Consider the following 26,206-nt stretch of genomic DNA (forward strand, 5'->3'; position numbering starts at 1 on the left):
TGGAACCGCAGAGCCTGCTCAACCGCGAAGCCGCAGGAGACGGAGAGCCGATGCAGCTAGCAGCGATCGTCATCTCGCTGGTCACATTCGTGATCGGCACCGCGCTCGCCGCCCGTGCGGCGTTGTACATCTACAAGGTGGTCCGCACCGGCGCGCCGGACTCCACCCGCTTCGGGCAGCCCGCCCAGCGGGTGAAGACCGTCGCGACCGAGTTCGTCGGCCACACCAGGATGAACCGCTGGGGGATCGTCGGGATCGCCCACTGGTTCGTCGCGGTGGGCTTCTTCAGCCTGGTGCTGACCATCGTCAACGCCTTCGGCCAGCTCTTCGACGCCGACTTCGCGCTGCCGATCATCGGCCACTGGACGATCTGGCAGCTCTTCGTCGAGCTGGTCGGCACCCTGACCACCCTGGGCATCCTGGTCCTGATCGTGATCCGGCTGATGAGCCTGCCGTCCCGGTCGGGCCGCAAGTCCCGGTTCGCCGGCTCGATCGCCTGGCAGGCCTTCTACGTCGAGTACACGATCCTCGGCATCGGCCTGTGCATCCTGATGCTGCGCGGCCTGGAGGGCGCCCTCAACGGCGTCGACTCGTACGGGCCGGAGCACCTGGTCTCGTACCCGCTGGTCTCCGCGCTGAGCGGCCTGTCGCACGGCACGCTGGAGAACCTGATCTACCTGTTCGCGATGCTGAAGATCTGCATCTCGTTCGCGTGGGCGACCACCATCGGCCTCAACCCCTCGATGGGCGTGGCCTGGCACCGCTTCCTCGGCTTCTTCAACATCTACTTCAAGCGCGAGGAGGACGGCGGCACCGCGCTCGGCGCCCTCCGTCCGATGACCAGCGACGGTCAGCCGATCGACTTCGAGGACCCGGCCGAGGACGCCGTCTTCGGCGTCTCCCAGGTCGAGCACTTCTCCTGGAAGGGCATCCTCGACTTCTCCACCTGCACCGAGTGCGGCCGCTGCCAGTCGCAGTGCCCGGCCTGGAACACCGGCAAGCCGCTCTCGCCGAAGCTGCTGATCATGAGCCTGCGCGAGCACGCCTACGGCAAGGCGCCGTACCTGCTGGCCGGCGGCGGCAAGGACATGGAGGGCGAGGAGAAGGCCACCTCCGAGCAGCTCGAGGACGTCCCGGCGGCCGCCCTGGCCGAGGCCGCGCGCCCGCTGATCGGCACCGCCGAGGAGAACGGCGTCATCGACCCGGACGTGCTGTGGTCCTGCACCACCTGCGGCGCCTGCGTCGAGCAGTGCCCGGTGGACATCGAGCACATCGACCACATCGTCGACATGCGCCGCTACCAGGTGATGATCGAGTCCTCGTTCCCGACCGAGGCCGGGACGATGCTCAAGAACCTGGAGAACAAGGGCAACCCGTGGGGCATGGCCACCAAGGCCCGCCTGGACTGGGTCAAGGAGCTCAAGAAGGAGACCGGCATCGAGGTGCCGGTGATCGGTGAGGACATCGACCCCGCCGAGGTCGAGTACCTCTACTGGGTCGGCTGCGCCGGCGCCCTGGAGGACCGCGCCAAGAAGACCACCAAGGCCTTCGCGGAGCTGCTGCACACCGCGGGCGTGAAGTTCGCGATCCTCGGCAAGGAGGAGTCCTGCACCGGTGACTCCGCCCGCCGCCTGGGCAACGAGTTCCTGTTCCAGATGCTCGGCGCGCAGAACGTGGAGACGCTGAACGCGGCCCTGGAGGACGCCCCGGTCAAGCGGATCGTCGCCACCTGCCCGCACTGCTTCAACACCATCGCCAACGAGTACCCGCAGCTCGGCGGCCACTTCGAGGTCATCCACCACACCCAGCTGCTCCAGCACCTCATCGACGAGGGCAAGCTGATCCCGGTCAACCCGGTCGAGGGCCTGATCACCTACCACGACCCCTGCTACCTGGGCCGCCACAACAAGGTCTACAGCCCGCCGCGCGAGATCATGGACAAGGTCCCCGGTCTGCGCCAGCAGGAGATGCACCGGCACAAGGAGCGCGGCTTCTGCTGCGGCGCCGGCGGTGCCCGGATGTGGATGGAGGAGCGCATCGGCAAGCGGATCAACACCGAGCGCGTGGACGAGGCGCTGTCGCTCAACCCCGACATCGTCTCCACCGCCTGCCCGTTCTGCCTGGTGATGCTCTCCGACTCGGTCAACGGCAAGAAGAACGAGGGTGCGGCCAAGGAGCACCTGAAGGTGGTCGACGTGGCCCAGCTGCTGCTCGACTCGGTCAAGGCCCTCCCGCCGGCCGGGAGCGAGGAGCAGCCCGCGACGGTGGACGCGTAACGCCCGCCGCGGAGCCCGCTGTTCGACAGTTCTGCTACAACCGCCCGGCCCGGTGGACGCCCCGAACGCGCCCGCCGGGCCGGGCTTTTGGGCGGCCCGACGGCGCGCACCGGTACGGCGGGCGTACGGGGAGTGACGGCAATCGCACAGGCGCCGGACGGGCATTCGGTCGGAAGCAAATACAGTAGGCCCGGACCGGCTTCGTGCCGGTCGACCCGTTCCGGACGGAAGCCCCGGACGGGTGGCGACCCGCGCCGGCCGGACGGCCGGGTCCAGACCGACGACGAGGTGTCGGCCCGCCGGGCCGGGCCGCAGAGACACAAGGGGAACAGCGCAGACCATGACCGAGGCGATCATGCTGGTCGGTGGTAAGGGCACGCGACTGCGTCCGCTGACCACCCACACCCCCAAGCCGATGCTGCCGGTGGCAGGCGTCCCGTTCATCGCGCACCAGTTGGCCCGCGCGGCCGCCGCCGGCGTCACCCGCGTCGTGCTGGCCACGTCGTACCTGGCCGAGGTGTTCGAGGACCACTTCCAGGACGGCACCCCGTACGGCATCGAGCTGGTCTACCTGACCGAGCGCGAGCCGCTGGGCACCGGCGGGGCCATCCGCAACGCCGCGTCCGGGCTGACCTGCGGCCCGGACGAACCGGTCCTGGTCTTCAACGGCGACATCCTCTCCGGTGTCGACATCGCCGCCCTGCGCGACGGCCACGTGGCCGCCGGGGCCGACGTCACCCTGCACCTGACCCGGGTCGAGGACCCGCGCGCCTTCGGCCTCGTCCCGACCGACGAGGACGGGCGGGTGCTGGAGTTCCTGGAGAAGCCGGAGACCCCCGAGCAGATCGTCACCGACCAGATCAACGCCGGCTGCTACGTCTTCACCCGGTCCGTGATCGACCGCATCCCGGCCGGCCGCGAGGTGTCCGTCGAGCGCGAGACCTTCCCCGAGCTGCTGGCCACCGGCGCACTGCTGCGCGGCGTCGTCGACACCTCGTACTGGCTGGACCTGGGCACCCCGGCGGCCTTCGTCCGCGGCTCGGCCGACCTGGTGCTCGGCAAGGTCGACTCCCCGGCCGTCCCCGGCCCGACCGGCGACGCCCTGCTGCTGCCCGGCGCCACCGTCCACCCGGGCGCGGTGCTCAGCGGCGGCACCGTGGTCTCCGAGGACGCGGTGGTCGAGGCCGGCGCGATCGTCGAGGGCAGCGTGATCCTGCCGGGCGCGGTGATCGGCCCGGACACCCTGGTCAAGGACTCGATCGTGGGGGCCTTCGCCACCGTCGGCGACCGCTCGGCGCTGGACGGCGCGGTGATCGGCGACGGCGCGATCGTGGAGTCGGACAACGAGCTGCCCAACGGCATCCGGATCGCCTGCGGCACCCTGCTGCCGGTCGGCGCCGTCCGCACCACGGCCGGGCCGGGCGGCTGCCCGGCCGGCACCAGCGCGGCCGCGGCGGTGCACGGGCCGTCGGTCGGCGCGCAGCGGTAGCGACTCCGGGGGCTGCCGGGCTCCCGGGCCGCCGGGCTCCGGGGTGCCGGGCTGTTGGGCTCCCGGGGGTTGTTCCGGCGGGTTTTCGGCCCCGTTCGTCTCAGCCTCGCTGCAAACCGGCCCCGGCTCCGTCCGGGGCCGACGCGGGCCGGGCCGGGCGGGTACCTTCGGACCGTGGCTGGTAATCGATACGACAGCGGTCAGGGCGCCGACCGTCCGCACGGCGGGTGGTCGGCCCCTCCGCCGCCGTCGGTGCCCGGGGGGCACGGGGGGACGGACGGGCCGGAGTACTTCACGGCCCCGCACGCGGCGACGCCCGGCGGTCCCGGCGGGCCGGCCGGCCCGCCCGGCGCTCCGGGGCACCCGGCGGGGGACGGGTACGACCCGTACGCGGCGGACCGGCCCGGCAGCACCCGGGCCTTCCCGACCGGCGACCCGTACGCGGACGGCGGCCCGTACGCGCAGCAGCCGCCGTACGGGCCCGCGCAGGGCTACGGCCCGGACCAGGGCTACGGCCCCGACCACGGGTACGGTCCGGAGCCCGGGTACGGCCCCGACCAGGGCTACGGCCCCGACCAGGGCTACGACCAGCAGCCGTACGGCCAGGACAACGTCGCCGTCTACCGGGCCGGCGGCCAGTCCGCCCCGCACGTCGCCGGGCCCAGGCCGCACTGGCGCGAGCTGTTCACCGGCCTGTTCCGCGCCCCGACCGCGATCTTCGACCGCACCCGCGACCACCAGGTCTGGCTGCCCGCCCTCACCGTCTCGCTGCTGTACGGCGCGCTCGCGGTGCTCGGCATCGGGCTGACCCACGACGACATCGTCAACTCGACCTTCACCGTGGCGCTGACCGGCATCCTCGCCGCCGCCATCGGCTTCACCGTGACCGGGGCGCTCTTCGGCGGAGTCACCTACGCGCTGGCCCGCCAGCTCGGCGGCGACGGCCCGTGGAAGGCGACCGTCGGCCTGGCCGCGCTGATCGGCTGGCTCACCGACGCGCCCCGGCTGCTGCTCGACCTGGTGCTGCCCTCCGGCAGCGCCGTCGTCCAGGTCGTCGGCTGGGCCACCTGGATGCTCTGCGCGTACCTGCTGACCAGCATGGTCCGGCGGCTGCACGACCTGCCCTGGGGCAAGGCCGCGGCCGCCTCGGCGGTACAGCTGGTCGCGCTGCTGGTGCTGATCAAGCTGCCGACGCTGGGCTGAGCGCCCGGCGGGCCGAGGGGTTCGGCGGGCGGCCGGCTCCGGCGGGCTCCGGCGGGCTCCGACGGGCTTCGGTGGGCGGAACCCTTCGGTGGGCGGAACCCTTCGGCGGGCGGAAGGCAGAATGGGGGCGGGTCGCGGCCGAGCGCCGGGCCCGCCCACCCTCGTCGTCCCACCTTCACCGGAGCCAGGAATGACCCTCCCCACCACCCACGTCAGCTTCCCGGCCGGGGCGGTGACCGGCGAGTCCCCGGTGCTCGCGGTGCACCCGCTGGCCGACGGCCGGTACGCCGTCGTCACCGAGGCGACCCCGTTCCACCCGCTCGACCACACCTGGCCGGACCAGCCGGCCGACCTCGGCACCCTGACCGTGGACGGCACCGGGCTGGCCGTCGTCGACTGCCTGACCGGCGCCGTCGGCCCGGACGGCGGGGAGCTGCTGGTCGGCGCCGACATCCCGGTCCGGCGCGGTGACGAGGAGTGGTCCTGGCTGGTCCTGCACGTCCTCGACGGCGACCCCGGCGACATCGTCGGCCGCACCGCCGCGCTCGCCGTCGACGCCGACCGCCGGGGCGCCCTCAGCGCCTCGCACAGCGGCTGCCACCTGCTCGCCCTCGCCCTGAACGCCGCGCTCGCCCCGCGCTGGCGCAAGGACCCGGGCCGCTCGGACGCCTTCGGCCACCCGGACTTCGACAGCCTCGCCATGGCGAGCTCGGTGATGGACACCGCGGCCAGCACCGACACCTACCGGCTCGGCAAGTCGCTGAAGAAGAAGGGCTTCACGGTGGACGCCACCGAGGAGTTCCCGGCCCTCGCCGACGCCCTGCCGGCCCTCACCGAGGCCGTCAACGCCCGGCTGGCCGCCTGGGTCGCCGCGGACGCCCCGGTCCGCATCGAGGTGCCCGGCCCCGAGCTGACCGCCCGCCGCCAGTGGCACTGCGAGCTGCCCGAGGGCGGCGCGCAGATCTTCTGCGGCGGCACCCACCTGCACCACCTCGGCGAGCTGGCCGAGCTGCGCACCGAACTGCGGCTGTCCGAGGACGGCACCGAGCTGGTCGCCGTCACCAGCCCGAAGCGGGCCTGAGGAACGCCGCGGGCGGCCACCCCTCCTTCCGACCTCGGAAGGGGGTGGCCGCCCGTCGTGCGTGCGCTCTGCGGAGCCCTTCGGCTCAGACCTCGGTGTGGTGGAAGTTCAGGTACGAGCGCGACGGCGTCGGGCCGCGCTGGCCCTGGTAGCGCGAGCCGTAGCGCTCCGAGCCGTACGGGTGCTCCGAGGGCGAGGAGAGCCGGAACAGGCACAGCTGCCCGATCTTCATGCCCGGGTACAGCTTGATCGGCAGCGTCGCGACGTTCGACAGCTCCAGCGTCACGTGGCCGCTGAAGCCGGGGTCGATGAAGCCGGCCGTGGAGTGGGTGAGCAGGCCCAGCCGGCCCAGGCTCGACTTGCCCTCCAGCCGGGACGCGACGTCGTCGGGCAGCGTGATGACCTCGTACGTCGAGGCCAGCACGAACTCGCCGGGGTGCAGGATGAACGCCTCGTCGCCCTCCGGCTCGACCAGCCGGGTCAGGTCCGGCTGCTCCTCCGAGGGGTCGATGTGCGGGTACTTGTGGTTCTCGAACACGCGGAAGAAGCGGTCGAGGCGCACGTCGATACTCGACGGCTGGATCATCGACGGGTCGAACGGGTCGACGACGACCCGGCCCCGGTCGATTTCGGTCCGGATGTCCTTGTCAGAGAGCAGCACGCTTCGAGGTTACGTGCAAGAAAGGGCCCCGGACGAATCCGCCCGGGGCCCGTCCGCCCTTCCGCCGGCCCTCAGGCCAGGAACTCCGCGGCCTCCAGCCGCATCGCCCGCGCCAGTTGCGGCTCCGACAGCTCCCGCACGTCGGCCAGCACCGAACTCCGCAGCCGTCCGCACTGCGGACATCGGATCAACCGCCCGGGGCCGATCCGGCCCGGACCGAGGTTCTGCATCGGGAACGTGGTGGTGCTGAACAGGTGCCCCTCGGCACAACGAACGACGGCGCGCTGCTCCATCGATCCCCTTCCCATCCCTAACCCAGTACTCACCCGTACTCACGTGCCCCGGCGGCCGAGCCCCGGGACAGCGTCACACGAAGGGATGTTCCGGACATTCCTCACCATGGCTCGCCGCCCCGGCCCCCACTCACCGGGGCACTCGCACGCGGCCCAAACAGTACGCCTCCGCACCCGCCCCACCGTGCTCCGCCACGTTCACCGACCCCCTGTGCAACCACCGTCGCAGATGGGGTACAGTGACACTGGATCGAGCGGTCTCTGACGGCTCATCAGGCGGGCGTAGTTTAATGGTAGAACATGAGCTTCCCAAGCTTAGAGCGCGAGTTCGATTCTCGTCGCCCGCTCCAGCGGTAAAGCCCCAGGTCAACGACCTGGGGCTTTCGCGTTGTCCGGACCGCTCCGGACCGCTCCGGACCGATCCGGACCGCTCCGGACCGGTCCGGCCCTGTTGCGCCCGCCCCGGAGGCCGCGGGGAGTCGGCTGCATGGCTGCGAACGCATGTGCCATGCGCGGGAGTTGACGTTCACCATCCATCCGGGTGAGCACCGTGGCGATCGACGGAGCGTTCCGGGGCGAGCGTGTCCGGGCGGTCAAGGGTCCGGATGCGGCTCGGGGCGTCTCGGGGTGCTGGGTGCGCGCACCGGCCGTGGCCGTCCGCCCTGGCGAGCGACCGGGCCGGAGTCGGCCGATGATGGAAGTCCAGGGGCGCGCGACGTTCGAGAGCGGCGTATGCGAGAGCGGCGAATGGCTGTATGGCATGTCCGGGACTTCACTCCGGACGACCTCGAAGCGATGGTCCGGCTCGACGCCGAGAGCGCCACCACGGATCGCGCCGCCGTCTTCCGTCTCTCGGACGTGGTCGCCGCGCTGCAGGCACGGAATCCGAGCGTCGTCGTGGTCGCGGACGGCCATCTGGTGGGCGCGGCGGTGGGCCGGGTGGACGGGGACCGGGCATGGGTGCTGCGCATCGCCCTGCACCCCGCCTGGCGGAACCTGGGCATCGGCACCGCCCTGCTGTCCGCGCTGGAGCACCGTCTGCGGGACGCCGGCGCCAGGATCGTCGCGGCGTTGCTGCCCGATGAGGAGACCGGCGCCACCGCACTGGTCAACTCCGGATTCCAACCCCACCGGGGGCTCACGTACTTCGAGAAGTCGGAGGCCGTCAGTGCCCAGGGCGCGACGGTCCTGGCGATGCTGGGCGCGGTCATGCCCGAAGCCCGTCTCTGGGAGCGGCTCACGGGCATGGCCGACGAGAAGCGGCTCATCGAACGGCGACTGGTGCTGCCCCTGGCGAACCCCGAGCTGGCGGACGCCCACGGAGTGGAACCGCCGCGCGCGGTCGTGCTGTTCGGCCCGCCGGGCACGGGCAAGAGCACGTTCGCCAAGGCCGTGGCCGGCCGGCTCGGCTGGCCGTTCATCGAGATCTTCCCCTCCAGGCTCGTCTCCGAGGACGGGCTGGCCACCGGACTCAGCCGCCGCTTCGAGGAGGTGGTGCAGCTCGACCATGTGCTGCTCTTCATCGACGAGGTCGAAGAGGTGGCCGGGACACGCAGCCTCGCCGCCCCCGCTTCGGTCGGCGTGGTCAACGAACTCCTCAAGTCGATCGTGCGGTTCCGTGACCGCGACGGCCGGCTCCTCGTCTGCGCCACCAACTCGGTGGCCGCGCTGGACCCGGCGTTCCTGCGCCACGGCCGGTTCGACTACGTCCTGCCGGTCGGGCCACCCGACGCCGCGGCCCGCGACGCGCTGTGGGCCGGCTACACGGCGAAAACGGGCACCGCCGCGGACACGGCGGTGCTCGCGGAAGCCAGCGAGGGCTTCACTCCCGCCGACATCCGGCAGGTCGCCATGGCGGTCGCCCAGAGCACGTTCGAGCGCACGCTCGACACGGGGGAGCGGACCCAACCCGGCACCCAGGACTATCTGGACGCCATCCACCGCACCCGTCCGACCGTTTCCGAGGAGATGGCCCGGGAATTCGCCGACCAGGCGGTCCGCTACGGGCGCGTCTGAGGGGCCGCCCCGTACCCGCGGAGCGTCCGACACCGGGGCGTACCCGGAGCGGGGGCCGGCGCGGACCGCCGTCAGTACTCGGCGCCTTTTCGCAGGTAGCTGCCCATGACCTGGAGCCACGCCCCGGGGCCGAAGCAGACCTCGATCCGGTAGGGCGTGTCCTCGAAGACCCGCAGGACGCGCAGCGCACCACTGGGATGCAGGTCGTACTCGAAGGTGACGCCGTCCGCACCGTCCTCGTACTGCATGTCCAGCGGCCCCTTCGACGGCTCCGCCGGCACCCGGGCGTCGGCCGAGAGCTTCACGTAGACGGACATCTCCCCGTCCCGCCTTTCCTGTCTGTCCGAGGAGCCCGGCCCACGAGGCCGCCCCGCAGGAGGCCCCGCCCGGTGGCTCGGAGCCGATGGCGGTGGCTCGGAGCCGATGCCGGTGGCGACGAAGGACCTGCCGGGCCGAGTCGCTTCCCGCCGGTCTCACCGTGTCGTCGCCGACCGGGGACCGGTCGCTTCGTCCGACACGGTTCGCCACCCGTCCGCGGACGACATCCCCACGGTACTCCGCCCGCACCGGCCCGGCCCGGCCGGTCACGAGAGCCGTGGTGAGGGGCGGCCCGCTCAGCGCCACTCGATCAGGAACAGGGTCGCGTCGTCGCTCGTCCGCCCGCCGCGCTTCTCCTTCAGGACGTGGGAGAGCGCGCGCACCACGGCCCGCACCCCGTCCTGCGAGCGCTCGACGCGGTTGACCCAGTCGATGAGCTGTTCCTCCCCGAACTGCTCCCCGCCGGCCTCGCGCTCCTCGACCAGGCCGTCGGTGAAGCACAGCACCCGGTCACCGTGCCGCAGCACCCGCTCGCTGATCACCGGCTCCTCACCGCCGAAGCCGACCGGCAGGGTGGTCTCGCTCTCCAGCCGCTCGACGACGACGTGGTCGCGGATCAGCAGCGGTTGGGGATGGCCGGCGTTGACCCACTGCAGGTGGCCGGTCCCGGTGTCCAGGCGCATCATCTGCGCGGTGACGAAGTGGTCCGGCCCGAACTGCTCGGCAATGGCCCGGTCCATGAACGCGTAGATCTCGGCGAGTCCGATGTCGGCGCGCCTGGCGTGCCGGTACGCGCCGATGGCCACGGTCGCCATGGTCGCGGCGTCCAGCCCGTGGCCCATCGCGTCGATCGTGGCGACGTGCAGGAGGCCGTCGTTGAGCGCGTAGTCGAAGCTGTCCCCGGCCACCTGGTAGGCCGGTTCGAGGATCCCGGCCACGGCGACCTGCGGAACGGACAGCGACAGCGGTGGCAGCAGCGACCACTGGATCTCCGCGGCCACGCTCATCGGTTCGAGGCGCCGGGCCTGGAAGATCCGGTCGGTGTAGCCGCTCTTGGTGACCAGCAGATCGGCGACCAGGGCGGCGAGGCGCCGCAGCAGCGGCCGGTCGCCCTCGTCGACCGCGTCCAGGGTGAGGGCCAGAACCCCCACCTCGTCGCCGCCGTCCAGCAACGGCAGGTACAGCCGCACCCCGTCGGGCCGCGGCTCCTCGACGGCGACACCGCGCAGGAAGGCCGCGCCCGCGGGGGAGCCGTCGATCGGCACCGGCTCCCCGGCGGCCAACCCCCGCCCCGGCAACGGCGCCAGCACCAGCTGGCCGTAGTCCTGCAGCAGGAGCGCCGGGTCGCGGCCGCCGAGCCCGCGCACCGCGGCGGCGACCAGCGGGGCGATCAGCTGGGGCGGCAGCTCATGGGTCTGATCGAGCAGCGTGCCCAGCAGGCGTTCGCCGTGCCCCTCCGGCCGGTCCGGTCGCGCCGCGCCGGACCGCTGCTCACCGCTCATCGCTCATCGCTGTTCACCGCTCATCCCTGCCCGCCGCCGCCCCGCTCGCGCCGCCGTTCTGCTCCCGCGCGGGCACTCGACACCGGCTCGATCGACCCCGGCACCCCGGTGCAGTCCGCCGGGGCGGGTCCTTCCATTACGCCCGACGGCGGTGCATCGCGCCCTCCGGCCACGTCCCCCTCACGGGTGGCCGCCGGCGGGGATCCCGGGCGGGGCGGAGCACGGCCCCCGCCGCGGCCGCTGTTTCGGTCGGTCCGGCTCCGTCCCTTCCGCGTTGTCCGGACCGGCCGGTTCGGGCCGGTTCGGGCCGGGGTGGTTCGGGGAGGTCAGTGGGGGAGGGCCCAGGCGGGGGTCCAGGTGTCCGGGGCGGCGGGGTCCGCGGGGGCGGCCGCGAGGTGGGCGCGGAGCGTGGGCAGCGCCGGGTGGGGGTTGTCGCGGTGCCAGAGGAGGGAGTGGGGGTAGACGGGCGTCGGGTCGGTCACCGGGATGCGGCGCAGGCCGTGGCCGGCGGGCCAGACGAGACGGGTCCGCTCGCTCATGAAGGTGGCCAGGGCCGGGGTGTCGGCGATGGTGTCGAGGAGCACGTCGGAGCCGAAGTTGGGGCCGGTGGCCTCGATGGTGAGGCCGAACTCGGCGACCAGGTCGGCGTAGTAGGCGCCCCACTCGGTGCCGGGGGCGATGCCGGGCATCCAGATCCGGTGGCCGACCAGTTCGGCGACGGTCACGGACCCGGCGTCCGCGAGGGCGTGGTCGGGGCCGGTGAGGAGTTGGAGCGGTTCGTCGAGCACCCGGACGGACTCGATGTCCTCGGGCAGGGGCCTGCCGGGCGCGGCGACGGCGCGGAAGGACGCGTCGATCGTGCCGGAGCGGATGGCGGCGACGGCGGTGTCGATGTCGAACAGCATCAGCACGTCGAGGTCGATGTCGGGGTGGCTGCGGTGGAAGCCGCGCATCAGGCCCGAGACCGCGCCGCGTGAGTTGATCACGTCGACCCGCAGCGGGCGGCGGCCGGCGCGCACGGACGCGACCGCCCGCTCGGCGACCCGCAGCAGCTCGCGGGCGTGAGGCAGGAACGCCTGCCCGTCGATGGTCGGTTCGGCGCCGCGCGGGGTGCGGGTGAACAGCCGCACGCCGAGGTCGCGCTCCAGTGCGGCGACGCGCTTGGAGACGGCCTGCTGGGTGACGGACAGGTCGACGGCGGCCTTCTGGAACTGGCCGGCCTCCGCGATGGCGGCGAAGGTGCGCACTGCTTCGAGGTCCACGCAACCCACCTTAGGGAACAACCGGGGGTTGTGCGGAGTGGGTGAATCGGTTGTTTGACCTGCCGCAGTGGCGACCGATTGGCTCTCACCGGTCAACCCCGGTTTGTTCGGCCGGGGTCGGGACGTCGAGGGGAGCGCACCGCGCATGACGGGCGGGAAACGGCTGGGCCGGCGGTTCGGATGGCTGTGGGCGGCGTACGCGGCGAGCGCGTACGGGTCCGGACTGGGGTTCGGGGCACTGCCGCTGATCGCCGTCCTGGTGCTGCACGCCGGGCCCGCCGAGGTGTCCGCGCTGTCCGCGGTGGGGCCCGCGGTGGGTGCGCTGGTCGCGGTGCCGCTCGCGCCGTGGGTGGAGTTCCGGCGCAAGCGGCCGGTCATGATCGCGACGGACCTGATCCGGTTCGCGGCCATGGCGACGATCCCGGTGGCCTACGCCTTCGGGTGGCTCGGCTTCGTCCAGTTGCTCGTGGTCTCGATCGTGATCGCCGCGGCCAAGATCGCGTTCGGCGCGGCCAGTGGGGCCTACCTCAAGGCGCTCGTCCGGCCGGAGGACCTGCTCGTGGCCAACGCACGCTTCGAGTCGACGAATTGGAGTTCCATCGCGATCGGGCCGCCGCTCGGCGGGGCGGCGATCGGCTGGTTCGGGCCGGTCACCACCGTGGTGGCCGACGCGCTCAGCTACCTGCTCTCCGCGCTGGGCATCACCGCGATCCGCGACCGGGAGGAGCCGCCCGTCCGGGCCGGCGGGAAGCCGCTCCGGGCCGGCGCGGTGCTCGACGGCTGGCGACACATCCTGGGCGACCCCGGTCTGCGGGCGCTCTACCTCAACAACATGCTCGTCGCCGGTCTGATCATGGCCACCGAGCCGGTGCTCGCCGTCCTCCTCCTGCGCCAACTCCACTTCGCCCCTTGGGAGTACGGCCTCGCCTTCGCCGCCCCCTGCCTCGGCGGGCTGATCGGCTCCCGGCTGGCCCGGCGGGTCGTGGAGCGCCACGGGCGGGACCGGGTCTTCCGGGTCGTCGGCACCCTGCGGGCCGTCTGGCTGATCGGCCTGGCCTTCGTCCGCCCCGGCGTGATCGGGCTCGTCACCGTGATGGCCGTCGAGCTGGCGATCATCATCAACATGAGCCTGTTCAACCCGGTGCTCGCCACCTACCGGCTCGAACGCACGCCCAAGCACCTCGTCGCCCGCACCCTGTCGGCCTGGTCGATCGGCCAGCAGGCGTCCATCGCCGTCTGCACCGCGCTCGGCGGACTGCTCGCCGACGCCACCGGCCCGCGCACCGCCCTCACGGTCGCGGGACTGCTCATCCTCGCCACCCCCTTCCTGCTTCCCCGACCCGACCGGACGCGGCCGGACGCCGTACCGGGCACCCCGCCGGCCGCACCATCCGTACGGAGGACACCCGCATGAGCACCGACCGGGCACTCGACCCCGCGCACACCGCCCTCCTCGTCCTGGACTGCCAGCCCGCGATCCTGGCCGCGCTGCCCGGGGACGGGGACCGCGAGGCCCTGCTCGGCCGGGTGGCCGGGGCGATCGCCGACGTCCGCGCCGAGGGCGGCACCATCGCCCACGTACGCGTCGGCTTCACCGAGGCCGACTGGGACGCCGTCCCGGCCGCCAACACCACCTTCGCCCCGCTGGCCCGGCACCGCGCCATGCACCACGAGGACCCCGCCGCCGCCGTCCACGAGCACCTGGCGCCCGGGGACGGCGACATCCTCGTGCGCAAGACCCGCTACGGGGCCCTGTCCACCACTGACCTCGACCGGCGGCTGCGCGAGCGCGGCATCACCACGCTGGTCGTCTGCGGCCTCGGTACCGGCGGCGCCGTCCTGTCCACCGTCCTCGACGCGGCCGACCGCGACTACCGGCTCCTCGTCCTGTCCGACGGCGTCGCCGACCCGGATCCGGAGGTCCACCAGGTCCTGCTCCGCCGGGTCCTCCCCTCCCGGGCCGACGTCGTCGACACCGCCGGGCTGCGCGCCCTGCTCCGGGGCGACTGACGGGCCCGAACCCGTCCCGCCCCCGGCCGCCGCGCCGACCCGGTGCGGAGTGCGGCGTGCGGCGTGCGGTGTTCGCGGGGCGGCAGAGCGTCGAAGTGGCCGGGATCGATCTGGTTCCGGGGCGCCTCCAGCTGGTAACCGGTGGGCGGAGCCGGCCGGCGCGGGTGGGCGTCGAGCCCCGGCGCGACCCGGTCCCGCCGACGGACGCCCGCCGACGGACGCCCGCCGACGCCGACCGACAGACGGCCGCAGACGGCCGCAGGCCGGTCGGCCCGCGGCTGTCGTGCGGCGTCCGGGTGGGCCGGAGCCGGCAGTGGATCAGTGGATCAGCGGCGGGCGGCGAGGCCCTCCAGGCTGGGGACCAGGGTGGCCGGGGTGGGCAGGGCGGCGTTGTCGGCCTGCAGGCGGTGGGCGGCGTCGCGCAGCGCGGCGTCGGTGAGGATGCGGGTGAGCAGCGGGGTGTCGACGGCGTCGGAGGTGGAGCTCAGGGCGGCGCCGGTGGCGGTGATGGCGTCGGCGTTGAGGAAGTGGTCCGCGCCCTGGGGGAGCAGCAGCTGGGGCAGGCCCGCCTGGAGGGCGGTCAGCATGGTGCCCGAGCCGCCGTGGTGGATCAGCGCGTCGGCGCGGCCGAGCAGTTCGTTGAGCGGGACCCAGGGCAGGCCGCGGACGTTGGCGGGCAGGGTGCCGAGCGGGGCGAGGTCGGCGCTGCCGACCGCGAGCAGGAAGTCGGCGTCGACCTCGGCCGCCGCCTCGACCAGGCGGACCACCGCGCGGACGCCGTCGAGTTCGGCGAGCACGGTACCCAGGGTGACGACCGCCCGCGGGCGGTCGGCCTTGCGGAGGAACTCGGCCGGGACGATGCCGCCGCCGTTGTACGGGACGTAGCGCATCGGCAGGCCGTCCGGGTCGCCGCCGAGCGGGCCGACGTTGAGCACCGCGGCGATGCCCGGGCCGGTCAGGCCGCGCTCCTCGTACAGGTCGGACACGTGCGAGGCCACCAGCTCGGTCATGGGACCGCCGGGGCTGGCACCGAAGTTCTGCACCACCGACGGGATCTTGAGCTGGGCGGCGACCAGCGGGGCGGCGGCCGCGAAGGAGTCGTGGACGATCAGGTCGGCGCCCCAGTCGGTGGCGGCCGCCAGCAGACCGTCCACGTCGGGACGGGAGGCTCGCGCGAACATCGCGGCCGCCATGTCGAGGATCTCGTCCTGGGTCCTGTTCTGGTTGACGTACTCGACCTTGCCGCCGAGAGCCTCCTCGATGATCTCCCGCAGGCCCCGGCCGTCGCCGATCTGGACGATGGGGAAGCCCGCGGAGCGGATCAGCTCGACCGGCTGTCCGACGGCGAACAGGACCTCGTGCCCGACGGCGCGCAGCGCCTGGGCGGTGGGCACCATCGGGTAGAGGTGACCGGCCGCGGTGGGGCCGGTGAAGAGTATGCGCATGGTGGTCTCCTTGCGGATGTTGCTGACAAGGCAGTCTCACCTTTGAAGTTGACGTTCAGTCAATTTGATTAGGATCACCATGCGCGGTAATCGGCCTTTCTGGAGCAGGGCTTGCCTCTCGGGCAATGGTGTGCTCCGCGCGCCGGTCGCCCGGGCCGTGCGCGCCCGCCGGCCGGACCCCCCGTACGCCGCCGCCCGCTCCCTCCCGGCGGTCGGTTGCGCGGCGGCCGGTCGCGCGGCGGTCGGTTGTGCGACGGCCGGTCGCGCGGCGGTCGGTCACGCGGCCGTGAGGAAGTCCCGGACGGTGCCGGTGAACGCCTCGGTCTCCTCGGCGAGCACGATGTGGCCGGTGTCGAACTCGGCGTAGGCGCTGCCGGGCAGGGCGGCGTGCAGCCGGCGGGCGTTCTCCACCGGGACGGTGGCGTCCTGGGTGCAGCCGATCACCAGGGCGGGCGCCTGGACGCGCGGGAGCAGCGGGCCGAGGTCCAGTCCGAGGTTGAGGGCGATGTGCCGCAGGGTGCCCGGAGTCGGCTGCATGTAGGCGGTGTTGGCCTGGACGGCGGCGCGCCCGATCCGGTCGAGGAAGCCGCGGCTGAAGGCGGTGAGGGTGGCGTAGCCGCCGAACGCGGCGGGGTGGTCGGCGAGCGAGAGCCAGGTGGCCATGGAGAGCCGCAGGTACTCGTCCTGTTCCGCGCTGATCCACCCGGCGGCGGCGATCAGCCGGCGGACCCGCTCGGGGTGCAGGGCGGCGGTCGCGGTGGCGACGACGGCGCCGAGCGAGAAGCCGAGGACGTCGGCGGGGCCGCGTCCGGCGTCCTCGATCACGGCGGCGACCTGGGCGGCCAGCGCCTCCAGGGTGAGCGGCGTGCCGTCGTCGTCGGCGGCCTCGCTGCCGGAGAGGTCGGGCAGCAGCACGGTGCAGCGGTCGGTGAAGGCGTCCAGCAGGCCGTCCCACATGGCCGAGCCGGGGCCGGTGCCGTGCACCAGGACGAGGGTGTCGGGGCCGTCGCCGACGACGCGGTAGGGGATGCGGGCGGTGCCGACGGTGATGACGGGCATGGCGGGTCCTCTCGACAGGGGGGCGGACGGTGGGTCAGAAGACGTGCGGCAAGCGGACGGACGGCGGTTTCGGCCCGGCGGCTCGGCACAAGAAGTAAACTACACGGTGCAGATCAGTGATTCAACTGCACCGTGCAGTGCACTTTGAGGGTGTGGGAACGGTGAGGGATGGAGCCGGGAGGGGAACTGCCCGTACCCGCCCGCCGTCCAAGCAGTGACGGAATGCCTGCCCGGGTTGAACACCGGGAGGAGTACGGAGGGCCCTGTGCAGTCAGGTGGTGCCGAGCTGAACGTCGGATGTCCGGGCGGCGGCCCCGGGGGCGCGAGGGTCGCGCCGGTCCGTCGGCCGGGGTCCGGGCCGGGGTCGGAGCCGGGGGTGACGGTCGATCAACTCGACGCCGCCGAGCACTGCGAGACGCTGCTCCAGGACACCCTGGACGCCGTCCGTCCGGCGCCGGTCTGGCAGGGGGCGCCCGCACGGGCGGGCGCGCGGCTGCCGCTGCCGGGGCGCGAGTCGGAACTGCTCTGGTACGTCACCCGGGGTCGGGACCTCCTCACCGTCGTCTCGCTGCCCCGGCGGGCGGTGCTGGCGGACGTGGTGGAGCGGCACTGGCGGCGGCGCGGCTGGACGATCACCTCGCTGAACGCCGGCCAGGATCGCCCGGGCGTCGCCGCGACCACCCCGGACGGCTACCGGCTGGCACTGCGCTTCGGCGAGTCGGGCGAGGCCGGGCTGACCGCGAGTTCGCCGGGAGTGGCCCGCTCGGAGCGGGGCCCGGTGCTGTCCGGGAGCGTCGACCACTGCGCGCCGCCGCTGCCGTACGTCCGCTGTCCGTACTGGAGCGCCCTGGCGTAGACGCCGGGACGCGCCGGGGAGGCCGGAGGAGCCGGTGGAAGGGGACCGGGGGAGGCGTGGAGCGAGTCCCCCCGGACCCGCTCCACGCCGCCTCGTCGCGCGGCTTCGGCGCTGCCGCTCCCCCCGACACCCCGGGCAAACCCGCCGTTCCCCCCCTGGCCACACCCTCCGGCGAGAGCGGTCCGCACAGGCCCCGGCGAGCCCCCACCCCCCGGGGACGTCGTTGATCTCAAACTAACAAACCGCGTGGTTGGTTTGTCAATAGCGAAATCCACGAAACATCCACATTGTGGCGAGGCCCTCGGCGGGACCCGAAAAGGCCTCGGACCAGGGAGTTGTGGCCGATCCGGGACGGCCGGCGCCCGAGCCGCCCGCACCGGGCCGGTGGAGCTCACGGGCGGGCACCGGCTCGGAATCCGACATTCCGAGCATCATGGCAGCACGCAGTGACACCGGGCGGGCGCCCAGCGCAGCCGGGAGAACGGAGAACGGGGAGCGGGGAGCGGGGAGCGGGGAGCGAGTCCGGCCTCAGCGCAGCAGCCGGCGCTCCTTCGCCACCGCCACCGCGCCCGCCCGGGTGTCCACGCCCAACTTGTCGTAGATCCGGCCGAGGTGCGTCTTCACCGTGGCCTCGCTGATGAACAGCGCCCGGGCGATCTCCCGGTTGCCCAGCCCCTGCGCCAGCTGTTCGAGGATGTCCTGCTCGCGTTCGGTGAGCTGCGGTGAGGGCGCCCGCATCTGCGCCATCACCCTGGAGGCGACCGGCGGCGAGAGCACCGTGCGGCCCTGCGCGGCCGCGTGCACGGCGGAGAACAGCTCCTCCGGCCGTTCGGCCTTCAGCAGGTAGCCGGTGGCGCCGGCGGCGATGGCCCGGGTGATGTCGGCGTCCGTGTCGTAGGTGGTGAGCACCAGGACGTGCGGTCCGCCCGGGGCGGCGGTGATCCGCCGGGTGGCCTCCACCCCGTCGATGCCGTCGCCGAGTTGGAGGTCCATCAGCACGACCTGCGGCGCCAGCCGGGCGGCCAGCGCGACGGCCTCCTCCCCGGTGCTCGCCTCGCCGACCACCTCGATGTCGCCGGCGCTCGCCAGCAACGCCAGCAGCCCGGCCCGCACCACGGCGTGGTCGTCGCAGACCAGCAGGCGGACCGGGGTCGTCCGGACGGGAGTCGTGCTCATCTCTGCTCCAAGGTCATGGCCGCGCCGGGTGCACGGGTGCTCCGGACTCATCGCTGCGTCAGGGGGATCGCGGCGGAGACGACGGTGCCCTCACCGGGCGTGCTCTCCACGGTCAGCCTGCCACCCAGCTGCCGGAGCCGGGCCCGCATCGCCGGCAGGCCGTACCCGCGCCCGCCCCCGGGGCCGGCCGCGTCCGGGTCGAAGCCCTGTCCGTCGTCCGCGATGTCCAGCACGGCCTGGTCGCCGAGGAAGGACAGCGTGATCGCGGCGGCCGAAGCCCCGGCGTGCTCGCGGACGTTGGCCAGTGCGCCCTGGGCGATCCGCAGCAGCGCGGACTGCGCGGCCGTGGGCAGCGGCACCGGCGTGCCGTCCAGGTGGAAGCGGACCGGCAGCCCGCTCTCGGCGGACTCCCGCTCGGCCAGCGACCGCAGCGCCCGGTCGAGGGTGCGGCCGTCGGACAGCTCCACCGGGGCGAGGTCGTGGACGAAGCGGCGGGCCTCGGCCAGGTTCCGGGCCGCCACCTCGGCGGCGGTGCGGACGTGGGTGCGGGCGGTCGCCGGGTGGGTGTCCCAGGTGCGCTCGGCGGCCTGGAGCAGCATCTGCTGACTGGACAGGCCCTGCGCCAGGGTGTCGTGGATCTCCATCGCCAGCCGCTCGCGCTCGGCCAGGGTGCCCTCCCGCCGCTCGGTGGCGGCGAGTTCGCGCCGGGTGCGGACCAGATCGGCGATCAGCGCGCGCTGCCGGGCGGCCTGCCGGGCCATGACGAGGAAGACGCCGGTGGCGAGCCCGGCCACCGCGGGCGGCAGCAGGACCAGGGTGGCGTCGGCGCCGCCGGGCAGCCGGATCTCGGCGATCACCACCAGCAGGGTCAGCGCCCCGACCAGCGGGATGGCCGCCCTCGCCGGCAGCACCCGCAGCACGCTGTAGATCAGCGGGACGGCGCACCAGGCGAAGCTCGGTGCGAGCAGCACCAGCACCACCCAGAGGGCCACCACCAGGGCCAGCGGCCACCGGCGGGGCCGGCCCGGGGCGGGCGGACGGCGGTGGTCGAGCCAGGACCCGGCCGGCCGGGCGACCGCGAGGGCCGCGCTCAGCCCGATCACCCAGGGCGCCTGCGCGGTGCCGGAGTGGTGGGTGAGGTAGCGGTTGAGCGAGGCGGCGAGCAGCAGCAGGAAGGCGGAGTCCAGCAGCAGTGCCAACCGGCCCGCGTCCGGGTCAGCGGTGTCGCGGGTGTCGCCGGTGTCACGGGTGTCGAGGGTGTCGCCGGTGCCGAGGGCGGCGCGGTGGTCGGCGCCGGTGCGGTCCGCAGCGCCGCGGCCGGCGGTCGGGCGGGGCTGCTGCACGGGTGGCTCCTGGCTGAACGGGTGGTGCGGGCGCGGTCGGCGCCGACCCGGACCGGCCTGCACCGGCCCGTACCGTCGCGGCCCGGCCTCGCACCGACCTGCGTCGATCCCTCGATGGTGACCCGTCCGGCCCGGGGCCGCATCAGCCGATCGGTTGACCCCGGCGTCCACCATCATGCCCGGACGTCCGCGCCGGACCGTCGATGTGGCGGCGCCTTCCCCGGGCGGAGGATCGAAGCACGCCGCCGGGCGATCCCCCCAACGGCCCGGCGGCCCCGAACCCCCGCCCCACCCCGCCACACCCCACCCCGCCACATCCCACCCCGCAGATCCGCTGAGGAGCTGGACCATGAAGAAGACCTCCGTGCGCACCCGGGTGCTGACCGGCACCGTCGCCGCCGCCGCGCTCGCCGCCGCCACCGTGGGCGCCGTCTCGGCCAGCGCCGAGTCCACCGACACCCCGGCCGTCCCGGCGGCGGCGAAGGCCGACACCCAGAACAAGAACCTGGCCGCGAGCAGCGGCCTGACCATCGACGCCGCCACCCGCGCCGCCCAGGCCGCCCTGGACGCGGCCACCAAGGCCGGCCAGCACGTGTCGGTCGCGGTCGTCGACCGCGACGGTGTCACCCGGGTGCTGCTGAAGGGCGACGGCGCCGGCCCGCAGGCCCCGGTCTCGGCCGAGCGCAAGGCCTTCACCGCGGTGTCCTGGAACGCCCCGACCTCGGAGCTGGCCAAGCGGCTGGCCCAGGCCCCGAACCTGAAGGACATCCCGGGCACCCTGTTCCTGGCCGGCGGGGCCCCGATCCAGTCGAAGGGCGCTCCGATCGCGGCCGTCGGCGTCGCGGGTGCGCCCAGCGGCGACCTGGACGAGCAGTTCGCGCAGGCCGGCGTCGCCGAGCTGGCGAAGTGACGTGAGCCCGGCCGCCGGACCGCCCCGCGCGAGGGGAGGGCCGGCGGCCGCTTCATGGCCTCGTTCGGGTGAACACCGGGAGGGTCGCCGCAGAACACGGGATGACCCTTCGAAAAGCCGGTGCCACTGTCAGTGGCGCGTGGCAGGCTTCCCGGTATGACGGCGTGGACCCTCAACGACATCGAACGTGCGATCCGCTCCTCCTGGGGTGTCGACACCTGTGCGCCCGAGGATCTGGCCCACTGGCGTCCCGACAATCCCGCCCGCGGCCAGTGCGGGGTGACGGCGATGGTGGTGCACGACCTGCTCGGCGGCGAGCTCATGATGGGCGAGGTGTACGTCGACGGGGTGCGGACGGACCTCCACTGGTGGAACCGTTTCGCCACCGGCTTCGAGATCGACCTCACCCGTGAGCAGTTCGGGCCGGACGAACTGGTCGGCCCCGGCCGCCCGGTGGCCCGGCCGGCCCGCCCCGGCCGGCTCCAGGCCCAGTACGAGCTGCTGCGCGGCCGGGTGGTCGCCGAACTGGAGCGCGGGGCGGCCGACGACCGCACCCGGATGCCGGCCCGCGCCTGCGCGTGAGCCGCTGCCCGGCCGCGGGTGCGCCGCCCGGTTCACCGGTCGGCCCGCGGGCGTTCTGACGTACAGTCGGTCGTGCACGAGCAGGTGCGGCGACGGGAGTGCGGGGATGACCGGGCGGACGATCGGCTTCGTGGGGCTGGGTTCGATGGGGCGCGGCATGGCCGGCAGCCTGCTGCGGGCCGGCCACACCGTACGGGTCTGGAACCGCTCGCCCGGGCCGGTGGCCGCGATGGTGGCCGAGGGCGCGGAGGCGGCCGACTCGCTCGCCGAGGTGTTCGCCGCCGACACGGTGGTCTCCATGCTCGCCAACGACACGGCGGTCGAGCGGCTGCTCGACCCCGCGCTGCTGGCCGGTGCCGCGGCGACCCTGCACGTCAACATGGCCACCGTCTCGCTCGCTCTCGCCGAGCGGGCCGAGGAGCGGTACGCCGAACACGGCATCGGCTACGTCGCCGCGCCCGTCCTCGGCCGTCCGCCGGTCGCGGCGGAGGGGCGGCTGAACATCCTGGTCGCGGGCGCGCCCGAACTGCTGGAACGGGCCGAGCCGCTGTTCGCCGCGATGGGCGAGCGCACCTGGCACTTCGGTGAGAGCCCCCGGCAGGCCAACACGGCCAAGATCAGCGCCAACTTCCTGATCGCCTGCGCGATCGAGTCGATGGCCGAGGCGTGCAGTCTGGCCGAGGCGCACGGCGTCCGGCCGACCGACCTGGTGGAGATGCTCAGCGGGACGCTCTTCCCCGGGCCGATCCACAGCGGCTACGGCTCGATGGTGGCCGAGCGCCGCTACGAGCCGGCGGGGTTCCGGCTGCCGCTCGGACTCAAGGACGTCGGCCTCGCGCTGGAGGCGGGGGCCGCGCGCAACGTTCCGCTGCCGTTCGGCAGCATCCTGCGGGACGCCTTCCTGGACGCGCTGGCCCACGGCGACGGGGACAAGGACTGGGCGGCCGTCGCGGCCGTCGCCCGCCGCCGGGCCGGACTGCCCGACTGACCGTCGGCCGGGCCGCCCCCCTGGCCCCGGCCCGCGCCCGGTGCTCCGCGCCCGGTGTCCCGCGCCCGCGGTTTGGCATGGGCGCGGAATAAACCGGCGTTCGGGGGCTGCTCACTCGTGCGTCCGCACCGTACGCACGACGGAGGAGTCCTGATGGCCGATCAGCCGTCCGGCGCCGAGGCGCCGCGCCGTTTCCTGTTCCTCGACGCCAGCGCGCGCGCCGACGGCAACTCGGCCCGGCTCGCCCGGCTGGCCGCAGGGTCGAGCCTGCCGGCCGGTGCCGAGCAGCGTTGGCTGCGCCTCGACGAGCACCCGCTGCCGCCCTTCCGGGACCTGCGGCACACCGGCGACGGCAGCTACCCGGAGCCGGCGGGCCACGAGCGGACGCTGCTGGACGCCACCCTGGCCGCCACCGACCTGGTCTTCGTCGCGCCGCTGTACTGGTACTCGCTGCCGACCAGCGCCAAGCTCTACCTCGACCACTGGTCGGCCTGGATGCGGGTGCCCGGGGTGAACCTCAAGGCCCGGCTGGGCGGCGGCACGCTCTGGGGCGTCACCGCGCTCGCCACCGGGGACGACAAGGCCGAGCCGCTGATCGGCACCCTCCGGCTGACCGCCGAGTACATGGGGATGCGCTGGGGCGGGGTGCTGCTCGGCAACGGCAGCTGCCCGGGCGAGGTGCTGGACGACGAGCGGGCGGTGATCGCGGCGAAGTCGTTCTTCGCGGACTGAACCCCGGGCCGGGGGCCGTGCGTTATCGCCCTTCGGGCGTGTACCCGTCACGCGGCGCCCCGGCGGTCGACCCGAGGCAAGGCGCAAAAGCCTTACGAGTGGCCAGAGTTGGATGATTCGGGCACTCCGCCCCCGGGTTCGATTCGCAGCGTGCCACCCGCCTTCCGGACCGGTCCGGTCGTTCGGTACTCTCCGTCGGACTTTCAGCTTCGCGGGGGGTACGTGGCGTCTGCGGCCGCCCCCTCGCGCCCCGGGCCTCGCCCGGACACTTCCGTGAGGTCTCCTTGTCCATACGTCGCAGTCTTGCCCTTGCCGGAGCCGTCGCGCTCGCGTCCTCGCTCGTCCTGGCCGGCGCCCAGGGCGCCATGGCCGTCGGTGCCACCGGCACCCCGTCCGCCGCCGCGCAGCAGGCCGACAAGGCGTCGCACGCGAGCCTCGACCTCTCGCTGAACGGCGTGCCCGGCACCTTCATCGCCGGCGGTGACGCCCGCGAGTTCACCTTCAAGGTCGACAACAGGACGAAGCACGACTTCGTCTTCATCCCGCTGCTCAAGTTCAAGAACAAGGCGGGCTCGCTCCAGGCGAAGGACCTCAAGGTCCAGTACCGGCTCCCCGGGGGCGAGTGGCAGACCGCCGTGGTCGCCCCCGACCAGAGCGGGGAGAAGAACGACTCCGTCCTGATGATGCTCGGCACCCTCGACGGGGCCGGCAACCCGGTCGCCGACGACCTGCTCGGGGTGAACCGCGGCAAGAACGTCCCGATCAAGGTCCGGGCGTCCTTCACCGACGGTGCCCCGCTCGGCCGGGCCGGCGTCGTCCCGGTCGTCTTCGCCGCCGAGCTCGACGACTCCAGCCACCAGCCGGTCGACAACGGCCACCTCAGCTGCGAAGGCGGCGTGGGCTTCGTCATCAAGGCGCACGGCGGCGGCAAGCCGTCCCCGACGCCCACCGCGTCGCAGACCGGCAAGCCCAGCCCCACCCCGACCCAGACGGGCAAGCCCAGCCCGACCGCGAGCAGCTCCTCGTCGGCCACCGCGACCGCCACGCCGACGGAGAAGCCCACCGAGAAGCCCACCGAGACGCCCACCGGCAAGCCGACCGAGAAGCCCACCGAGAAGCCGACCACCCCGGCCACCGGCGAGCCCTCCGGCTCGGCCACGGCCCCGGCCCCGGCCGAGAGCAGCGGCGACACCGCGGGCCCGATCGACTTCCCGGTCGTGCCCCCGGTCATCACCCCGCCGCCGCTGACCCCGGCCGCCGTCGACAAGGCCAAGGCCGCCGCGGACGGCAGCGACAAGGCCCTGGCCCAGACCGGTGGCGGTGACAACACCACCGCCATCGCGGCCGCCGGCGGCGCCGTCCTGGCGGCCGGTGTCGGCACCCTCGTGGTGCTGCGCCGCCGCAAGTCCGCCCAGCAGGGCTGACCCGGAACGCACCGACGCCCGGGAGGGCCGGGCCGCGGCTGATGCCGGCCCGGCCCTCCCGGCGTTCCCGGGCGGTGTCCCCTCCCGGCCCGGCCCTCCCGGCGTTCCCGGGCACGCTCACTCCCGCCGTTCCGGGCGCGTCCCCGCAGCCCCCCGCGCCGCCCGCACCGTCCCGTCGGACGGATCCGCGGGCGGCGCGGACGGTTCTCCTCCGTCACATAGGATGTCCGGCCGGAGGGGGGCGGAACGGCGGGGAGAGGACAGGTGCGGACAGCACGCACGGCACGGGCCACCACCGACTACGAGGCGGCGACCGGGCGGATCGCCGGGTTGCCGCTGCGCAGGCACCACGTCCTGCTGGCCGCCTGGACGGTGCTCTGGTTCCTCCTGGTGGAGCCCAGCGGCGGCTTCTCCTGGCACTACCTGCGCCAGGGCGAGCAACTGCTCTTCAGCGATCAGCCCGACGGCGGCCTGTCGCTCTACGCCCGCCACCCGGAGCTCCAGATCGGCCCGGTGAGCCTGGCCGCGGCCAGGCTCACCGCCCCGTTCGCACCGCACACCGGCGAGCTGATCGCCGAGGCGGTGAGCGCCGGGCTGGGCCTGGTGATGCTGGTCGTGGTCGGCCGCACCGCCGCCCTGTACTACCTCGGCACCGGGATCAACCACCGGCGGCTCCAGCAGCGGCTGCTGATCGCCGGGCTGGCGTTCATCCCGATGTGGGTCGAGGTCTCGGTCCGCTTCGCGCACCTGGACGACGTCCTCGCGCTGTTCTTCACCACCCTCGCCGCGCACGCCCTGGCCCGCGGCAAACCCGTCCAGGTCGCGGTGCTCCTGGCGCTGGCGGTGGACTCCAAGCCCTGGGCGATCGCCTTCGCCCCGCTGATCCTGGCGCTGCCCCGGCCCGCCTGGCTGCGCACCGCGCTCTGGTTCTGCGCCCTGGTGGCGATCGCCTGGCTGCCGTTCTACCTGGGCAACCTGGACACCATGGCGGCCGCCAAGTTCACCATCCCGAACCAGCCCGCCTCCGCGCTGCGCTGGTTCGGGGTCACCGACCCGTCCACCCCCTGGTGGGACCGGCCGACCCAGTTCGCGCTCGGCATCGGGCTCGGCTGCGTCGCCGTTTGGCGCGGCCGCTGGCCGGCCGTGGTGCTGCTGGGCGCGGACGCCCGCGTCCTGCTCGACCCGAGCGTCTACACCTACTACACGGCCTCGATCCTGCTCGGCACCCTGCTCTGGGACGCGGTGGGGCAGAAGCGGCTCGTCCCGTGGTGGAGCTGGATCGCGCTGGTCGCGCTGTACGGCGGCACGCTGTTCCTCCCGTCGGACGCGGCCCGCGGCTTCGTCCGGCTCGCCTTCGTGGTGGTCTCCGCCGCGTACGTGCTGTTCTGGCCCGCGCAGCGGTCCCGCCGGCCGCGGTCCGGTGCGCCGGGCGACGGCGAGGGCGGTGCCGTCGGCCACCGGGGCGGGCGACGGCGCGTGCGGGTGCCGGCCGGCGCCGGGGTCTGACGCGGGAGGGCCCGTCCCCGTTCACCGCTTGACCCTCACGCGACGTGAGAGCCGAGGGTGGTGGTCAGCACCAG

Annotated in this window: 22 protein-coding genes, 1 tRNA gene and 1 pseudogene; 15 read left to right on the forward strand and 9 right to left on the reverse strand. The window is 73.8% G+C overall.

Annotated elements, in window-relative coordinates; all coding sequences use genetic code 11:
• Window positions 1–50 precede the first annotated feature (50 nt).
• The 4 genes and pseudogenes from ACFVHV_RS13455 to ACFVHV_RS13470 all read left to right on the forward strand — a co-directional run bounded on the left by ACFVHV_RS13455 (window position 51) and on the right by ACFVHV_RS13470 (window position 6,049).
• On the forward strand, window positions 51–2,276 hold the full coding sequence (locus ACFVHV_RS13455) for a heterodisulfide reductase-related iron-sulfur binding cluster (RefSeq protein WP_359897742.1): 2,226 nt from the start codon (window positions 51–53) through the stop codon (window positions 2,274–2,276).
• A 340-nt stretch (window positions 2,277–2,616) separates the two neighbouring features.
• Window positions 2,617–3,681: pseudogene (locus tag ACFVHV_RS13460) on the forward strand (sugar phosphate nucleotidyltransferase); the annotation flags it as partial.
• Between the two features lie 258 nt (window positions 3,682–3,939).
• Window positions 3,940–4,968 carry a YIP1 family protein gene (locus tag ACFVHV_RS13465; protein WP_359897743.1) on the forward strand — a complete coding sequence of 343 codons (1,029 nt, stop codon included), beginning with the start codon at window positions 3,940–3,942 and terminating at the stop codon, window positions 4,966–4,968.
• 190 nt (window positions 4,969–5,158) lie between these two features.
• Window positions 5,159–6,049, forward strand: coding sequence for a metal-dependent hydrolase (locus ACFVHV_RS13470; RefSeq protein ID WP_359897744.1), 891 nt, complete (start codon window positions 5,159–5,161; stop codon window positions 6,047–6,049).
• An 85-nt stretch (window positions 6,050–6,134) separates the two neighbouring features.
• Here ACFVHV_RS13470 and dcd read toward each other — a convergent pair whose 3' ends face one another.
• Complete coding sequence (gene dcd, locus ACFVHV_RS13475) at window positions 6,135–6,710, reverse strand: dCTP deaminase (protein WP_359897745.1); 576 nt, start codon at window positions 6,708–6,710, stop codon at window positions 6,135–6,137.
• A gap of 71 nt (window positions 6,711–6,781) precedes the next feature.
• Complete coding sequence (locus tag ACFVHV_RS13480) at window positions 6,782–7,003, reverse strand: hypothetical protein (RefSeq protein ID WP_380351225.1); 222 nt, start codon at window positions 7,001–7,003, stop codon at window positions 6,782–6,784.
• 276 nt (window positions 7,004–7,279) lie between these two features.
• Here ACFVHV_RS13480 and ACFVHV_RS13485 point away from each other — a divergent pair.
• Window positions 7,280–7,353 (forward strand) — tRNA-Gly (locus ACFVHV_RS13485).
• 397 nt (window positions 7,354–7,750) lie between these two features.
• The gene (locus ACFVHV_RS13490) at window positions 7,751–9,019 is read left to right on the forward strand and encodes a GNAT family N-acetyltransferase (protein WP_359897763.1); all 1,269 of its coding nucleotides are present in this window, start codon (window positions 7,751–7,753) and stop codon (window positions 9,017–9,019) included.
• Window positions 9,020–9,090: 71 nt separating this feature from the next.
• Here ACFVHV_RS13490 and ACFVHV_RS13495 read toward each other — a convergent pair whose 3' ends face one another.
• The 3 genes from ACFVHV_RS13495 to ACFVHV_RS13505 all read right to left on the reverse strand — a co-directional run bounded on the left by ACFVHV_RS13495 (window position 9,091) and on the right by ACFVHV_RS13505 (window position 12,101).
• Window positions 9,091–9,336, reverse strand: a complete 246-nt coding sequence (locus ACFVHV_RS13495) for a hypothetical protein (protein ID WP_359897764.1) — start codon at window positions 9,334–9,336, stop codon at window positions 9,091–9,093.
• A gap of 297 nt (window positions 9,337–9,633) precedes the next feature.
• Window positions 9,634–10,839 (reverse strand): GAF domain-containing SpoIIE family protein phosphatase, encoded by a 1,206-nt coding sequence (locus ACFVHV_RS13500; RefSeq protein WP_359897765.1) that lies wholly within the window; start codon window positions 10,837–10,839, stop codon window positions 9,634–9,636.
• Window positions 10,840–11,165: 326 nt separating this feature from the next.
• Window positions 11,166–12,101, reverse strand: coding sequence for a LysR family transcriptional regulator (locus ACFVHV_RS13505; protein ID WP_359897766.1), 936 nt, complete (start codon window positions 12,099–12,101; stop codon window positions 11,166–11,168).
• A gap of 145 nt (window positions 12,102–12,246) precedes the next feature.
• On the opposite strand from ACFVHV_RS13505, the gene ACFVHV_RS13510 reads away from it, so the two are divergent.
• Both ACFVHV_RS13510 and ACFVHV_RS13515 read left to right on the forward strand, forming a co-directional pair.
• Entirely contained in the window at window positions 12,247–13,515 is a 1,269-nt protein-coding gene (locus ACFVHV_RS13510) for an MFS transporter (protein ID WP_359897767.1), read from the forward strand.
• Complete coding sequence (locus ACFVHV_RS13515) at window positions 13,512–14,111, forward strand: cysteine hydrolase family protein (protein WP_380351228.1); 600 nt, start codon at window positions 13,512–13,514, stop codon at window positions 14,109–14,111. The genes ACFVHV_RS13510 and ACFVHV_RS13515 overlap by 4 nt, the downstream gene beginning before the upstream one ends.
• A 326-nt stretch (window positions 14,112–14,437) precedes the next feature.
• Here ACFVHV_RS13515 and ACFVHV_RS13520 read toward each other — a convergent pair whose 3' ends face one another.
• Entirely contained in the window at window positions 14,438–15,556 is a 1,119-nt protein-coding gene (locus ACFVHV_RS13520; RefSeq protein ID WP_359897769.1) for a nucleotide disphospho-sugar-binding domain-containing protein, read from the reverse strand.
• A 276-nt stretch (window positions 15,557–15,832) separates the two neighbouring features.
• Window positions 15,833–16,615: an alpha/beta hydrolase gene (locus tag ACFVHV_RS13525; RefSeq protein WP_359897770.1), complete on the reverse strand. Its 783-nt coding sequence runs from the start codon at window positions 16,613–16,615 to the stop codon at window positions 15,833–15,835.
• 376 nt (window positions 16,616–16,991) lie between these two features.
• Here ACFVHV_RS13525 and ACFVHV_RS13530 point away from each other — a divergent pair, with 376 nt between their 5' ends.
• On the forward strand, window positions 16,992–17,471 hold the full coding sequence (locus tag ACFVHV_RS13530; RefSeq protein ID WP_359897771.1) for a hypothetical protein: 480 nt from the start codon (window positions 16,992–16,994) through the stop codon (window positions 17,469–17,471).
• A gap of 528 nt (window positions 17,472–17,999) precedes the next feature.
• On the opposite strand, the gene ACFVHV_RS13535 is transcribed toward ACFVHV_RS13530, so the two are convergent.
• Entirely contained in the window at window positions 18,000–18,647 is a 648-nt protein-coding gene (locus ACFVHV_RS13535; protein WP_380351230.1) for a response regulator, read from the reverse strand.
• A 47-nt stretch (window positions 18,648–18,694) separates the two neighbouring features.
• A complete protein-coding gene (locus ACFVHV_RS13540; RefSeq protein ID WP_380351232.1) occupies window positions 18,695–19,990 on the reverse strand; it encodes a sensor histidine kinase in 1,296 nt (431 codons plus the stop codon).
• A gap of 349 nt (window positions 19,991–20,339) precedes the next feature.
• Between ACFVHV_RS13540 and ACFVHV_RS13545 the strand changes: the two genes are divergently transcribed.
• The 6 genes from ACFVHV_RS13545 (at window position 20,340) to ACFVHV_RS13570 (ending at window position 26,132) form a co-directional block, all read left to right on the forward strand.
• Window positions 20,340–20,900 carry a heme-binding protein gene (locus tag ACFVHV_RS13545; protein WP_359897773.1) on the forward strand — a complete coding sequence of 187 codons (561 nt, stop codon included), beginning with the start codon at window positions 20,340–20,342 and terminating at the stop codon, window positions 20,898–20,900.
• Between the two features lie 156 nt (window positions 20,901–21,056).
• A complete protein-coding gene (locus ACFVHV_RS13550; protein WP_359897774.1) occupies window positions 21,057–21,482 on the forward strand; it encodes a hypothetical protein in 426 nt (141 codons plus the stop codon).
• Window positions 21,483–21,588: 106 nt separating this feature from the next.
• Window positions 21,589–22,470, forward strand: coding sequence for an NAD(P)-dependent oxidoreductase (locus tag ACFVHV_RS13555; protein ID WP_359897775.1), 882 nt, complete (start codon window positions 21,589–21,591; stop codon window positions 22,468–22,470).
• A 153-nt stretch (window positions 22,471–22,623) separates the two neighbouring features.
• Window positions 22,624–23,202 (forward strand): flavodoxin family protein, encoded by a 579-nt coding sequence (locus ACFVHV_RS13560; protein ID WP_380351235.1) that lies wholly within the window; start codon window positions 22,624–22,626, stop codon window positions 23,200–23,202.
• Between the two features lie 284 nt (window positions 23,203–23,486).
• Window positions 23,487–24,626 carry an LPXTG cell wall anchor domain-containing protein gene (locus tag ACFVHV_RS13565; RefSeq protein WP_380351237.1) on the forward strand — a complete coding sequence of 380 codons (1,140 nt, stop codon included), beginning with the start codon at window positions 23,487–23,489 and terminating at the stop codon, window positions 24,624–24,626.
• 264 nt (window positions 24,627–24,890) lie between these two features.
• Window positions 24,891–26,132 carry a hypothetical protein gene (locus ACFVHV_RS13570; RefSeq protein WP_380351239.1) on the forward strand — a complete coding sequence of 414 codons (1,242 nt, stop codon included), beginning with the start codon at window positions 24,891–24,893 and terminating at the stop codon, window positions 26,130–26,132.
• Window positions 26,133–26,206 lie beyond the last annotated feature (74 nt).

Origin of the sequence: Kitasatospora sp. NPDC127116, from assembly GCF_042677365.1 — a bacterium.
Classification (GTDB): domain Bacteria; phylum Actinomycetota; class Actinomycetes; order Streptomycetales; family Streptomycetaceae; genus Kitasatospora; species Kitasatospora lactacystinica.

Excerpts from the sequence above, each read along its gene's own strand:
- ACFVHV_RS13455 (WP_359897742.1), top strand. The coding sequence starts at position 51 with ATGCAGCTAGCAGCGATCGTCATCTCGCTGGTCACATTCGTGATCGGC.
- ACFVHV_RS13470 (WP_359897744.1), top strand. The coding sequence starts at position 5,159 with ATGACCCTCCCCACCACCCACGTCAGCTTCCCGGCCGGGGCGGTGACC.
- ACFVHV_RS13480 (WP_380351225.1), bottom strand. The coding sequence starts at position 7,003 with ATGGAGCAGCGCGCCGTCGTTCGTTGTGCCGAGGGGCACCTGTTCAGC.
- ACFVHV_RS13490 (WP_359897763.1), top strand. The coding sequence starts at position 7,751 with ATGGCTGTATGGCATGTCCGGGACTTCACTCCGGACGACCTCGAAGCG.
- ACFVHV_RS13495 (WP_359897764.1), bottom strand. The coding sequence starts at position 9,336 with ATGTCCGTCTACGTGAAGCTCTCGGCCGACGCCCGGGTGCCGGCGGAG.
- ACFVHV_RS13500 (WP_359897765.1), bottom strand. The coding sequence starts at position 10,839 with ATGAGCGGTGAGCAGCGGTCCGGCGCGGCGCGACCGGACCGGCCGGAG.
- ACFVHV_RS13510 (WP_359897767.1), top strand. The coding sequence starts at position 12,247 with ATGACGGGCGGGAAACGGCTGGGCCGGCGGTTCGGATGGCTGTGGGCG.
- ACFVHV_RS13515 (WP_380351228.1), top strand. The coding sequence starts at position 13,512 with ATGAGCACCGACCGGGCACTCGACCCCGCGCACACCGCCCTCCTCGTC.
- ACFVHV_RS13520 (WP_359897769.1), bottom strand. The coding sequence starts at position 15,556 with ATGCGCATACTCTTCACCGGCCCCACCGCGGCCGGTCACCTCTACCCG.
- ACFVHV_RS13525 (WP_359897770.1), bottom strand. The coding sequence starts at position 16,615 with ATGCCCGTCATCACCGTCGGCACCGCCCGCATCCCCTACCGCGTCGTC.
- ACFVHV_RS13535 (WP_380351230.1), bottom strand. The coding sequence starts at position 18,647 with ATGAGCACGACTCCCGTCCGGACGACCCCGGTCCGCCTGCTGGTCTGC.
- ACFVHV_RS13545 (WP_359897773.1), top strand. The coding sequence starts at position 20,340 with ATGAAGAAGACCTCCGTGCGCACCCGGGTGCTGACCGGCACCGTCGCC.
- ACFVHV_RS13550 (WP_359897774.1), top strand. The coding sequence starts at position 21,057 with ATGACGGCGTGGACCCTCAACGACATCGAACGTGCGATCCGCTCCTCC.
- ACFVHV_RS13555 (WP_359897775.1), top strand. The coding sequence starts at position 21,589 with ATGACCGGGCGGACGATCGGCTTCGTGGGGCTGGGTTCGATGGGGCGC.
- ACFVHV_RS13560 (WP_380351235.1), top strand. The coding sequence starts at position 22,624 with ATGGCCGATCAGCCGTCCGGCGCCGAGGCGCCGCGCCGTTTCCTGTTC.